At 36.1% G+C, this 12,050-nt stretch carries 11 protein-coding genes and 1 pseudogene; 9 read left to right on the top strand and 3 right to left on the bottom strand.

Annotated features, from left to right (window positions below):
* Window positions 1-117: 117 nt before the first annotated feature.
* Together GKP30_RS01435 and GKP30_RS01430 are read right to left on the bottom strand one after the other, a co-directional pair.
* The gene (locus GKP30_RS01435; protein WP_216827603.1) at window positions 118-387 is read right to left on the bottom strand and encodes a hypothetical protein; all 270 of its coding nucleotides are present in this window, start codon (window positions 385-387) and stop codon (window positions 118-120) included.
* 257 nt (window positions 388-644) lie between these two features.
* Complete coding sequence (locus tag GKP30_RS01430) at window positions 645-1,907, bottom strand: sensor histidine kinase (RefSeq protein ID WP_216827602.1); 1,263 nt, start codon at window positions 1,905-1,907, stop codon at window positions 645-647.
* Window positions 1,908-2,163: 256 nt separating this feature from the next.
* On the opposite strand from GKP30_RS01430, the gene GKP30_RS01425 reads away from it, so the two are divergent.
* The 9 genes and pseudogenes from GKP30_RS01425 (at window position 2,164) to pssA (ending at window position 10,746) form a co-directional block, all read left to right on the top strand.
* Window positions 2,164-3,744: a gluzincin family metallopeptidase gene (locus GKP30_RS01425; protein WP_216827601.1), complete on the top strand. Its 1,581-nt coding sequence runs from the start codon at window positions 2,164-2,166 to the stop codon at window positions 3,742-3,744.
* Between the two features lie 26 nt (window positions 3,745-3,770).
* The gene (locus GKP30_RS01420; protein ID WP_216827600.1) at window positions 3,771-4,784 is read left to right on the top strand and encodes a serine hydrolase domain-containing protein; all 1,014 of its coding nucleotides are present in this window, start codon (window positions 3,771-3,773) and stop codon (window positions 4,782-4,784) included.
* Between the two features lie 104 nt (window positions 4,785-4,888).
* Complete coding sequence (locus tag GKP30_RS01415; protein ID WP_216827599.1) at window positions 4,889-5,677, top strand: arylamine N-acetyltransferase; 789 nt, start codon at window positions 4,889-4,891, stop codon at window positions 5,675-5,677.
* Window positions 5,674-5,931, top strand: a pseudogene (locus tag GKP30_RS23370) (DUF4937 domain-containing protein); the annotation flags it as partial. The gene GKP30_RS01415 and the pseudogene GKP30_RS23370, both read left to right, overlap by 4 nt.
* 36 nt (window positions 5,932-5,967) lie before the next feature.
* On the top strand, window positions 5,968-6,231 hold the full coding sequence (locus GKP30_RS23365; RefSeq protein WP_236034887.1) for a hypothetical protein: 264 nt from the start codon (window positions 5,968-5,970) through the stop codon (window positions 6,229-6,231).
* 309 nt (window positions 6,232-6,540) lie between these two features.
* On the top strand, window positions 6,541-6,930 hold the full coding sequence (locus GKP30_RS01400) for a GntR family transcriptional regulator (protein WP_216827597.1): 390 nt from the start codon (window positions 6,541-6,543) through the stop codon (window positions 6,928-6,930).
* The gene (locus GKP30_RS01395) at window positions 6,923-7,822 is read left to right on the top strand and encodes an ABC transporter ATP-binding protein (RefSeq protein WP_216827596.1); all 900 of its coding nucleotides are present in this window, start codon (window positions 6,923-6,925) and stop codon (window positions 7,820-7,822) included. Before GKP30_RS01400 ends, GKP30_RS01395 begins: the two co-directional genes overlap by 8 nt.
* Window positions 7,797-9,821: a DUF6449 domain-containing protein gene (locus GKP30_RS01390; RefSeq protein WP_216827595.1), complete on the top strand. Its 2,025-nt coding sequence runs from the start codon at window positions 7,797-7,799 to the stop codon at window positions 9,819-9,821. Before GKP30_RS01395 ends, GKP30_RS01390 begins: the two co-directional genes overlap by 26 nt.
* A gap of 232 nt (window positions 9,822-10,053) precedes the next feature.
* On the top strand, window positions 10,054-10,746 hold the full coding sequence (pssA, locus tag GKP30_RS01385; RefSeq protein ID WP_216827594.1) for a CDP-diacylglycerol--serine O-phosphatidyltransferase: 693 nt from the start codon (window positions 10,054-10,056) through the stop codon (window positions 10,744-10,746).
* A 112-nt stretch (window positions 10,747-10,858) separates the two neighbouring features.
* On the opposite strand, the gene GKP30_RS01380 is transcribed toward pssA, so the two are convergent.
* Entirely contained in the window at window positions 10,859-12,049 is a 1,191-nt protein-coding gene (locus GKP30_RS01380; protein WP_216827593.1) for an NAD(P)/FAD-dependent oxidoreductase, read from the bottom strand.
* Between the last annotated feature and the right edge of the window lies 1 nt (window position 12,050).

Here is a 12,050-nt window from a genome sequence, read left to right as displayed (position 1 = left end):
AGGTTTCAAAAAACAAACCTACTGAAAACGTGGAATTTTGGGTAACCACTTTTCATAGTAGGCTAATCATTTCATCATAATAAATTCTTTTCATTCCTTTCAAAATATTTATTACGACTATTGGTGTTTCATAAAAATTTCTGTAGACTTATTCTTCAGTTTCCCCAGAGCTCTCTTAAGAAAGTCACCTATATCCTTCGATGATTTTACTCGTTCATAAGTTGCCTCAAACTCGTCAGATCGAATGGGGTACTGTTCTCCACTTGGTTCAGTAATCAAAAAGTCACCAGGTAAACCTCTTACTGTACCTTCTGCAGTTTCAATTGTAATCGATCTCTTTAATTTGACCGCTTCGACGACGACTGGTATTTTTCTGTATTTAGGCATGTAATCCCTCCCTCCATATCAACCACTTTCTAAATCAATGTTTAATAGGATAACAGAGCTTGGAATGTAAGTCCTATTTTTAATCAGAGTAGATGAATTAACAGGTCGTTCAAACTTTAATTTCAATAATTATTTCAACCAACTATAATCCTTGTATGATTTAAAAAAGGGTTGGTACCTACTAACTTAATTTCAACGTATGCAGCATGTCAGCAGTTTGTGACAGGTTCCTATAATTTCGTATGTATTAGTCTACGTTAAACTAAGCTTCTCTTTATTACAGGTAGGCCAATCATGAATGTAGTTCCTTTTCCTTTTTGACTTGTCACCTCAATGGTACCTTCCATCGAGTGGATTATACTGTATGAAATCGTTAAACCGAGTCCAGTTCCACGTTCTTTTAAAGAATAAAAAGGAGTACCTAAAACCTGCAATTCGTCTTTTGACATCCCACAACCGTTATCTTTTATGAAAATGTAGTAGAAGTTACGATTTTTTGAAATGGAGACGGTAACTACTTCGCCTTTTGTGGAAACCTCTATCGCATTTTTGATTATGTTTATAAGTACTTGTTGGAATTTCTCAGGGCAGCCTTTTATTAAATAGTTATTCTCTGGAGGTAGGTGGTACTCGACACTCACACTTTTCATGAGTGCGTAAGATGAGAGGGTATGATTGATCCGATTGATTTGTTCATGAATATTGATTGTTTCAAGTTTCTCGGCCTGTGGTTTTGCTAATGTTAAATAGTCGTTTAGGATCGTTTCGGCACGTCTTAATTCTTGTGTAATAATTTCATAATGTTCTCGATGTTTCTCTGGAGTATCTTTATCTTGTTGTAAAATTTGAACAAACCCATTTACGACGGTCATTGGGTTTCTAATCTCATGAGCAACGCTTGCAGCCATTTGGCCGACGATGTTAAGTTTTTCAGACTTTTGAAGTTCGACTCGTAATTGTCCATGCTCTCGTATCGTTTCTATCACATAGATGCAGATCCACATCATTAATATGTGCATGATTATAAAAAACAAATAAAAAACGTACACATTGTTCGATGAAAACCCAAACATTAGCTGAATCGATAAAATGATAAGTAGTGAATTAATTGCAGTAAGTATTAAAGTTGATTTAACTTTTTTTGTATATGTAAAAGTTTCATAATTTCTAAAGTATATAAATAAAAGGATTACCGATAAAGAATAGACAGCTAAAACACCATATAGACCAATACCACCAATAAACAAACGAAAAGTAAACATCATAATGGTGACGAAAATACCGATGGGAAAGCTTCCGTATAAAAAGGAGAGGATCCAAGGGATCGTCCGTAAATCCATCATGTTTCCAGTCCCAAAAGAGACTGGGAAAGACATACATAATAAAATAGCTAAACTGCTTAAAAAACCTACCATTAAACTGTTATATTTTTTAAGGTATGTGTTGTTTTTTAGGATCGTGTAATAAAGCAACGTTGGAAATAAAATAAAAACAACTTGTAATAATAATTGTTGAAGCATTAATTGGGATTCTCCTTTTTCGTAAATACTTGCTACCGTATAATTCTAGAAAATAGGTAAATCTCCTCTACTCAATAAATAATTCCTACTATTCTATCTTTTATTTACCATAAATTAGTTTTCTAGCTCTGTAAATAAAATTTGCTACATTACGCTGATTATAGAAAAATTTGTGATTATTTGAATATTTTGAGTGATTGTCTCGTTCGTTTGTTAGTATGGGAATATACCATTACTATGAAGGAGGAGGGAAAGAATGAGTGTAAAAACTATAGAAGCGTTCTTAAATAACCAAAATGAGACGATAAAAGACCTTTACCAATCCGTGCTTACGAATCACTGGATGGCTGCAACAACAGGAGATCAAAAATGGAGTGAACAGCATGAAAAAGCTTTAAATACATATTTTAGTCACTTTGCAAGCAAAGAATTGATGGATCAAGTTTCTACTTTTCGAAGCACACAGCGCTTAAAAAATAAACAACAACGACAATTAGATGACATTTATCGCAAAATGATTAAAAATCAACTCGGTCCAGAGTCGCAAGCTAAAACGTTGGAGCTAGAAAAAGAAATTTCGCAAACGTTTACAACTTTTCGTCCAAATATCCATGGGAAAGAAGTAACAAACAATGAGATTAAAGACATTCTCAAGACTAGCAGTGACCTTAATCAAAGAAAAGAAGCATGGTTTGCTAGCAAGCAAATTGGCAAAAAAATCGAAGCAAAAGTTTTACGGCTAATCCAAAAGCGTAATGAAGATGCACGTGCCTTAGGATTTGATAATTTCTATCAAATGTCTTATGAGACGCAAGAGCTAGACATTAACGATGTTTTTCATATTTTAGAAGGTTTAAAGGAACAATCAGACGGCCCATTTCAAGTGATTAAACACGAAATGGATGAAGAATTAGCAAAAAAATGGGGGGTATCGACAAGTGATATTCGACCTTGGCATTATACCGATCCTTTCTTTCAAGAAGCGCCACCTGTTCAAGGATTAGATATAGATACGTATTTCTTAGGAAAAAACATAAAGGACATTGCAAACCAAACCTTTCAATCAATGGGGCTAGAAATAGAGGACGTTCTAAATCGCAGTGATTTATATCCTCGAGATAATAAAAACCCATTTGGATTTTGCTCGGACATTAATCGAGAGGGAGATGTCAGAATACTAGTAAATTTGGATGAAAGTCTATTTTGGTGCACGGCTTTACTTCATGAGCTCGGTCATGCAGTGTATTTTAAAAACATCGATCGTAAATTACCATTTATTCTTCGCTTTCATTCGCATACATTAACGACAGAGGCGATCGCCTTATTCTTCGGACGCATGAGTAAAATGGGCAGTTGGCAAAAACGGTTTCTTACTCTTAAGTCAAATCAATTAGAAGAGCTAAAACCTTTTACTAATAAAATGCTTCAGCGGCAAATGCTTGTATCGGCTCGTTGGATTATTACGTTTTCATTTTTTGAAAGAGAATTGTATGAAAATCCAAATCAAAACTTAAACCAATTATGGTGGAAGCTCGTGCAAGATATTCAATTCATGCATCCACCAGAACAGAATCATTTCCCAGACTGGGCAGCTAAAATGCACTTCTCACTAGCTCCTGCTTCGTATCAAGATTATTTATTAGGTGAACTAACCGCATCACAGCTGCATTGTTTTATTGAAAAGAATATTTCAAACGACTTGTTCACAGAAGAGGTCGGATCGTATTTAATTAGAGAGTTCATCAACCCTGGTGCTTCATTACATTGGAATGAAAAAATCAAAAAGGCTACAGGTGAATACTTAAATCCCCGTTATTTTATCAAACAGTTTTTTTAGCTTGGTGCTAGAAGGAAGGTAATTTTATGAATTTGGATAAACAATCAAGCGATCAATTCACCCCTGTACTGGATCATATTAGACAAACGCAAAAGGCTGTTAGTTGGTCAGGTTCGGCATGTATCGTTATCCATAAGGGTAATCTCGTAACGGAACAGTATTGGGGAAACCATTCTCTTGATTTATCAGCGAGACCTATTCAAGCAGACTCCCAATTTCATGTTGCTTCGGTTAGGAAAAGCTATATCGGATTTGCAGTTGCCTATGCGGTTTATAAAGGCTACATCTCTTCAATCGATGATCTTGTAACAGCATATGTGAACGATCTAGATAGAAATGTTTTAGAAGGGACAACGATTCGGCACCTCCTTACTCATGCACATGGACTTCATATGAAAGAAGGAAGTCTTTTTCGTGAATTTCCTGCTGGCACCAACTGGGCGTATCGGATGATTGGTATTGATCTCTTAGCTGCAGTAATCAAAGGGACAACAGGTCAAACGATAGCGGGAATTCTCCAAAATGAAGTGTTTGAACCAATCGGGTTTCGTGAAACTGGCTGGTATGCCAAGTCAAATGAGAAGCTTGTTGATGTAATTCGTGATCCCTATGATCGAAATTGGGTTACAAGCGAAAGTACTGCAGGTGATAAGATGAATATGTATGTGTCCACACGGGACCTTGCTTACTGGGGATACCTTCATTTAAAAATGGGAGAGATAAACGGAGAACAAAAGGTAGCAAAAGAAATAATAGAGCTTGCAACAGCTCTTCAATCCCCGCGGTTAGTAGACCAAGATCTGCCTCAAAACGGCTTTCTATGGTTTGTAAAAGACTTGCCTGCTTTACAGTCTGAAATTGGCCCGCTCATTTCAAAAGGAGCCTATCAAATTTTAGGGTATACGAATGTTGCTCTATTGGTGATACCAAAACATGATATAGTTGTCGTGCGGATGTTAAATAGCTTCGGCTCTCCTAAAGGATATGACTATCTTGCTGATATTCGTAATTTCGGAGATACGGTGATGGGTTGTCTGTAAATCCTACATCAAAAGTTGTAGAAATGATCCATCTTCTGATCGGCGGAATTTGTGTTCTTCCTTGATAAACTAAGGATAAGAACTTGGGGGAGGGGCTTGAAAGTATGAATGAACAAGTAAAGCTAGTGAACGAAATATTAGACTTTTTATCTGTTGAAAGACAAGAAGCAAATCTAGCATTCTTAAACGAGATGATTAAAAATCATCAACTAAAAATTAAATGGGAAACGCTTTCGAAGGTGGTTGATTGGGAGGAAGGAAATGAGACAGGACGGTTTTTACCACCTATTGAACGATACTTTAAGAGGATTATTCATCAAGGAATGGGAGGAACGTGTTGGACGCATTCAGTTGGAATGCATTGGTTGCTGACTAATCTGGGATATCAAGTGAATTATATGTATATGGATCCTGGTCATTTATGTTTACGAGTTGATTTGGATCAACCCTATTATGTAGATGTTGGTTATTGTGCACCATTGTTTCAAGCTTACCCAATTTATCAGTCATTTCAGGTGAAAACTGAACGGGAAGTGTTTGTGTATAAAGTCGAAGAAAACGAAATTACGATCACTAGAACTCCAGGGCCAACGAAAATTCTCCGAACAGATGTGGTTCGTATAGATGAGATGAAGGCGCACATCAACCGTTCAAATGATTGGAAGGTCTCACCCGTTCTAAAAGAAATCCAAATTTTTGGATACATTGATGGCGTTCCCACTTCAATAAAAAATCAGACGCTTAAACAACATTTCAAGACAGGAACATCGCAAAAAGAGCTTAACAAAAAAGAAATGGAATATTGGTTAACGGAACGGTTTGGTATGGACGCGGAATTATATAAAAGAGCTTTGGTCACTTACGAAGAATATCATCAAGGAGTAACGTCATGATCGTGAAGTGGATTAGATGCCATGTCAATGAGGATAACAAAGAGAAGTTCTCAACGGCCCAATTTTACTGGTCTGTGCTAAAAGGTGTAGACGGATTTATAGGTCAAGTTGGTGGTTGGTAACTCTTTAACCCTACAAAGGCGTATATCGTATCTTTTTGGGAAGACGAAAAGTCGTATCAAACGTTTTTGAGCGAGCTCAATGATGCTATTTTTCATAAAAGTAATCAGCGAGGAACATATGAGAGATTAGATATAACTATTTTTAAAAACACATCATCGTTAGGATTTATGAGCTTAAAAGAAATGATAAAAGAGGGAACCGTCTTACAAGTGATCGAAACGAAGGCACAAAAGGTACGAGACGGGCGAACTGGTCAATCTTTAGGAAATATCCATTGTAAAAACGAAGCTGACAACATATTACTGCAATTCCAGAGTGAGAGTCCAGATCATGTAAAAGAAGATGAGATCTTTCAAGTGTTAGGCGATAATAAAGATTCACAATTAAATCGAATGATAGTTAAATTAGAAGAAAAGTGGAAGGTTCTTTAAGATGGTTTAATGAAAGGACCATAGGTTACAAATTGAGAGAGTAAAAATCATTGTTTTTTTCACATTAATAATCGACAGATTTCCATACAAATAGAGGTACAGATCACATGATGATTTGCACCTCTATTTGTGTTCACTACCAACATGAACAAAATATTTAGAAAAAAATGGTTGCAAAATTAATTTTGGCATATATAATTAAAACTGTAATACGATAAATAGTACAGTTAGTGAACGTCATACGCAAAATGGGTCAAAAAAGAGATTTGCAATAGCTATAAAAGTAAGCTTCCTAGAAAGGAGGAAGTCATGTTTCAATTAGATATCAGAAGTAGAAAACCGATTTATGAGCAGTTAGTTGAAAAATTGAAAGAGTTGATTATCCATGAGGTATTCGTAGCTGACCAACAATTACCTTCAGTTAGAGCTTTAGCACAAGAATTAACGATTAATCCCAATACGATACAAAAAGCATACCGTGAGTTAGAGCACCAAGGATACATCTACTCGGTTCCAGGTAAGGGAAAGTATGTTGCTCCTCAATCAGAAACGAAAAATGATGAAAAGGTGAAGAAGATGAAAGAAGAATTGGTGAAGCTTTTATCAGAAGCTATGTATCTAGGAATGAAAAAAGAGGACATCCTATCTCTAGTTGCGATTGCAGAGGAGTCAGTGAAGGGAGGAGAAGAAAGTGATTGAAGTCAAAAACCTTCGCAAAGAATTCGAGGGAACAGAAGCTGTCAAAAATTTAAGTCTACGAATCTCAAAAGGCTCCATTTACGGGCTACTCGGTTCCAATGGTGCAGGTAAGACGACCTTAATGAAAATGATTGCGGGTATATATAAACAAGATTCAGGAGATGTTCTCATTGACGGCGAGCCTATTTTTGAAAATGTAAGCAAGAAGCAATCCGTAATTTTTTTAGCAGACGCTTTATTTTTCTTTCCAAACACGACAATTAAGCAGGCGGCTGATTTTTATAAAAGTATGTATGTAAACTGGAACGAAGAGCGTTTCCAAAGATTACGTGAAGTGTTCCCAATTGATGTTAATAAAAAAATACACCGTTTATCCAAAGGGATGCAGAGACAAGTAGCATTTTGGTTAGTTTTATCAACAATGCCTAAGGTGCTTATTTTGGATGAACCACTCGACGGCCTTGATGCGGTTATGCGGAATAAAGTAAAAAATCTACTGATACAAGATGTAGCTGATAGAGAGATGACGATTATGATTTCTTCACATAACTTACGTGAGGTAGAGGACCTTTGTGATCAAATCGGGATACTTCATCAGGGCGAACTGATGATTGAAAAAGACCTAGATGATTTAAAATCGGATATTCATAAAATTCAAGTCGCTTTTAAACATGAAGTTCCACCGATTTTTTTACATGGAATTGACGTGTTGTATAAAGAAGAGCGGGGCAGTGTACGCCTTTATATTGTTAGAGGAAATCACGAAAAGGTGACGTCCCATATTGAATCATTCAAACCAGCTATATTTGACGTTTTACCTTTAACGCTTGAAGAGATTTTTATATATGAAATGAGGGATGTCGGTTATGCTATCGAAAACATTATCGTTTAATCGAGGTATATTCATCCAAGATTTAAGAAGTGTCGGCTGGGTTGGAATTGCGTATTTTTTATGCTTATTATTTGCATTGCCTTTGCAGCTCTTAATGGCCTATACGAGAGATGGACATGAGCACCCTTTTTTTACAAGGCCTGTTACTAGTTTATTTGAGGTTTCTATCGAGTTCCAAGTGTTTTTAATGTTTTTAATGCCTGTATTACTTTCGATTTTTATCTTTCGCTATATTCAAGTTAAATCATCAAGTGACTTTGTACATAGTTTACCGCTAAAAAGAGAAAGTTTATTTAACCAACATGTTTTATTAGGGATTGTCATTCTGTTTGTCCCTATTTTTTTAACAGGATTGCTTGCTTGGGCTTTAGGAAGTGTCTTACCAGCTGAAGAATTATTATCGTTTTCCTCTGTTTTTAGTTGGATGGCAGTAACATTACTATTAAATGTTTTTGTCTTTTTAGCGGGTGTTTTTGTTGCGATGCTGACAGGGATGTCTGTTTTACAAGGGGCACTTATTTATATCATGCTTATTTTTCCTACTGGCATAACGGTACTTTTCCTCATGAATGTTGAGTTTTTCTTGTTTGGTTTTGCCGGGGAATATTATTTAATGCAAAACATTGAAAGAATATTACCGTTTGTACGCATAGTTGAAGTCATTCATACACCTTTAACTGTACGAGAGATCTTCGCCTACCTTTTGTTTATCATCTTTTTTTATGTAACTTCGTTATTCGTTTATAAAAATCGAAGTGTGGAAAGTGCGACGCAAGCAATTGCCTTCAAGTCGTTACGCCCAGTTTTTAAATATGGTGTTACGGTTTGTTCTATGTTAGTTGGGGGGCTCTATTTTGGCGCAATGCAAAATCAACAACTAGGATGGATTATCTTTGGCTATATCGCTGGATCCATTATAGGATATTTTATTGCTGAAATGATCTTAGAAAAGACGTGGCGAGTGTTCGCGAAATGGAAAGGCTATGCAATCTATACGGTTGCGATTATTTTAGTAGCTTTCATTATGCAATTTGATATTTTAGGCTACGAGAAAAAAGTGCCAGATTTAGCGAATGTACATCAAGTGTACATGTCTGAGGGTATTTATCCTCTTTTGGATGAGTTGAAAGTGGAAGAGCAAGGGGAGTCAAATAACTCTAGACGTGACAAAGAATTAGATATTAGACAGTCCTATTCCTATAAGGAAGAAGAGAATATAAAAAACATTCGTCGCTTACACGAGCAAATTGTCCATGACCAGGCTATGATTGAAAATTATAGTGGAGACACAGGATTTGTTGTATTCGGATACGACTTAGATAGCGATAAGACACTTGTGAGACAGTATCGTATTCCAATGAAAGTATACGATGAATTCTACAAACCAATTTATCAGTCAAAAGAACATAGACGTAATCAAAATCCAGTGATAACCATTGATGATTTATCCGAGCTTGATCGAATTTCACTACACACGAACTTAGGGAAAAGAGTAGTCTTAACTGATCCTCAAGATATGAAAGAGTTCCATCAAGTCTTAACTTCAGAAATTGAAGCTGAAACTTATGCAGATATGAATGACAGACGTGAACCTTGGGCTTATATTGAATACTTATGGGCAAATGAAAAGAGAATTAATACCGTATGGAAAAAATCCTACGATGAAATGGATCGTTGGCTCGAGCAAAAAGGTTTACGAGACCAAGCAAGAGTAACCCCTAAAGACATTTCGCATGCTATTGTGTTTAAGATGGAAGAAGATATGGAAATGTATGATTATATTCATAAGTATGAATTAGAGGAAAACATCAAAATGCAACAAAATGGCCTGAAAATCGAAGGGCCTGAACAATTAGAGGAAGCGTTACAAAGATCACAATGGGGTGGTGATGGAAGATACATTATCGGATACTACTATCATCAACATTCATACCCTGACTTCTATACATTTGCTGAAGGCAAGGAGCCTAAGTTTGTGAAAGAGTATTTTGAGAAATAAAGTGAATAATAGAACGAAGCTGTATCAATCGGGTACAGCTTCGTTCTATTTAGCTATAGAGAAGTGATTGATTAATGGAAATGTAATAAATAAATCTTTGACAGAACAGGTTATTTTTGTTTTTATTAATATACAGATTCTCTTATTTAAGTAATTGTAAAATAAGCGACTAAATGAAAGAATATGGTTAGGTTCATAAGGAAATTTATCTTAAGTAGCGTGGTGACAACATATGCGATTTACAAAAAGCATCCCGAACCTTTTTACGTTAGGGAATTTGTATTGTGGTTTCCTATCGATCGGGTATGCTGCAACGGGCCAATACAAAAATGCGGCCATTTTAATACTTATCGGAATGATGTTAGACAGTATGGACGGAAGAGTAGCCCGAATGTTAAAAGCAGAAAGTGCTTTAGGAAAAGAGTTAGACTCGTTAGCTGATATTGTGACGTTTGGCGTCGCGCCTTCCTTTTTAGTGTATTATACATACTTTTATCAATTTGGATTATTAGGCTTTATAGTTGCTGGTTTATTTCCGCTGTTTGGCGCTTATCGCTTAGCTCGGTTTAATGTGAGTACGAAGTCATCGATGAATTATTTTATTGGTGTTCCAATTACTGCTGCTGGGGGAATATTGGCGACCCTCACTTTATTTGGAGAACTGATTCCCAATATTATAACAACGGTCGTATTTACAGCGCTGTGCTTTTTAATGGTAAGTAAATTACGTATACCAAGCTTAAAAGAAGTCCCGTTACCGAAATACGGGACAATTGTGACCATCTTTTTGGGTTGCGCATTATTTGTAATTTACAAAGGATTTTATGGTCAATTTCCTTACTTGATCTACATTGCTACTCCTTTGTACATTGCTTACGTTACATACCGATTTGTGAAAGGGAAGAACAAAAAAGATATCGATTAGAAAATGTTATTGTATGCAGTCATTGAAATAGCTAACAGCCTATTTGCTGTTAGCTATTTTTTGTAACACTCACCCTTTATGCATATTTCTATAAGTTTGTGCTTAACAAAAATCACATTCTTCCTTTCAACATCCCATGCCAATAAAAACGAGGAAGTAATTCCTTCTTTAAGAAGTACATGCTATATCGTTGTTTTGCTTGGTTGAAAGGGAATGTTTCTTTTGGTTCTTTGTTGTAATCAAATTCTGCTAAGATTAATTTGCCTCGTCCTGTAACAATCGGACATGAGGTATAACCTTTATAAATAGAATTTAATGGTTTGCCATTAATTAGGGAAAGTAAGTTATTTACGACAGTGGGTGCTTGTTTTCGAATTGCTGCTCCTGTTTTAGAGGTTGGTAAGTTCGCACTGTCGCCTAAACCGAAAACGAATGGGAATTGTTTATGCTGTAAAGTGTTAGGGTCTACATCTACCCAGCCATTTTCATCCGCTAGTTCACTATTCTTTATAAAAGGATGAGGTCCCATCGGTGGGGTAACATGGATCATGTCATATACATAGGTTTTGATCTCACCAGTATCTATATTTTCAAACGTTGCTTTTTTAGTTTTATGGTCAATTTCAATTAAATTCGTTCTGAAATTTGTTTTGATCTTCTTTTCTAGAAGAACTTTTTCAAGAGTTTTACGATATTTTGGCACGTCGAAAATAGCTGGATTAGCAGAGTTAAAAATAACCTCTGTTTCATTACGAACTCCAACGGTTTCAAAAAATTCCTCTGCTAAATACATAATTTTCTGTGGCGCACCCCCACATTTCACAGGTGTATTAGGATGGGTAAAAATTGCTCTTCCGCCTTTAAAGTTTCTAATGGTATCCCATGTGTAATCTACATATTCATAAGCATAGTTACTAGCAACACCTTCTTGTCCTATTGCTTCCTTTAAGCCTTTCACTTGATCCCAGTAAAGTTTAAGACCAGGGGCAACTATTAAATACTGAAAAACTATTTCTTTATTTTTGTCTGTTGTTAGTGTTTTTCTATTTAAATTAAAGGCTTCAACGGCTTCTTGAATAAAGTGAACCCCTCGTGGAATAAGGTCTTTTTCCTTACGAGCCGACTGTTCTTTCGGAACAATTCCTCCCCCTACTAATGTCCATAGTGGCTGATAATAATGATGAGCTGCTGGGTCAATAATCACGATATCATCAGGTGATATTTTTTTTGCTAATTGGGCAGCCACAGTTATTCCAGCCGTTCCACCACCGACAATTGCTACTTTATATGGTAGTTGTGTCATG

The organism is Alkalihalobacterium elongatum, from assembly GCF_019024285.1.
Taxonomy (GTDB): Bacteria; Bacillota; Bacilli; order Bacillales; family Bacillaceae_F; genus Alkalihalobacterium; species Alkalihalobacterium elongatum.
Note: the sequence above shows the minus strand (reverse complement) of the source record. Positions and strands in the feature narration are given on the sequence as shown.

Excerpts from the sequence above, each read along its gene's own strand:
- GKP30_RS01390 (WP_216827595.1), top strand. The coding sequence starts at position 7,797 with ATGCTATCGAAAACATTATCGTTTAATCGAGGTATATTCATCCAAGAT.
- GKP30_RS01400 (WP_216827597.1), top strand. The coding sequence starts at position 6,541 with ATGTTTCAATTAGATATCAGAAGTAGAAAACCGATTTATGAGCAGTTA.
- GKP30_RS01380 (WP_216827593.1), bottom strand. The coding sequence starts at position 12,049 with ATGACACAACTACCATATAAAGTAGCAATTGTCGGTGGTGGAACGGCT.
- GKP30_RS01425 (WP_216827601.1), top strand. The coding sequence starts at position 2,164 with ATGAGTGTAAAAACTATAGAAGCGTTCTTAAATAACCAAAATGAGACG.
- GKP30_RS01415 (WP_216827599.1), top strand. The coding sequence starts at position 4,889 with ATGAATGAACAAGTAAAGCTAGTGAACGAAATATTAGACTTTTTATCT.
- GKP30_RS01420 (WP_216827600.1), top strand. The coding sequence starts at position 3,771 with ATGAATTTGGATAAACAATCAAGCGATCAATTCACCCCTGTACTGGAT.
- pssA (WP_216827594.1), top strand. The coding sequence starts at position 10,054 with ATGCGATTTACAAAAAGCATCCCGAACCTTTTTACGTTAGGGAATTTG.
- GKP30_RS01430 (WP_216827602.1), bottom strand. The coding sequence starts at position 1,907 with ATGCTTCAACAATTATTATTACAAGTTGTTTTTATTTTATTTCCAACG.
- GKP30_RS01435 (WP_216827603.1), bottom strand. The coding sequence starts at position 387 with ATGCCTAAATACAGAAAAATACCAGTCGTCGTCGAAGCGGTCAAATTA.
- GKP30_RS23365 (WP_236034887.1), top strand. The coding sequence starts at position 5,968 with ATGAGCTTAAAAGAAATGATAAAAGAGGGAACCGTCTTACAAGTGATC.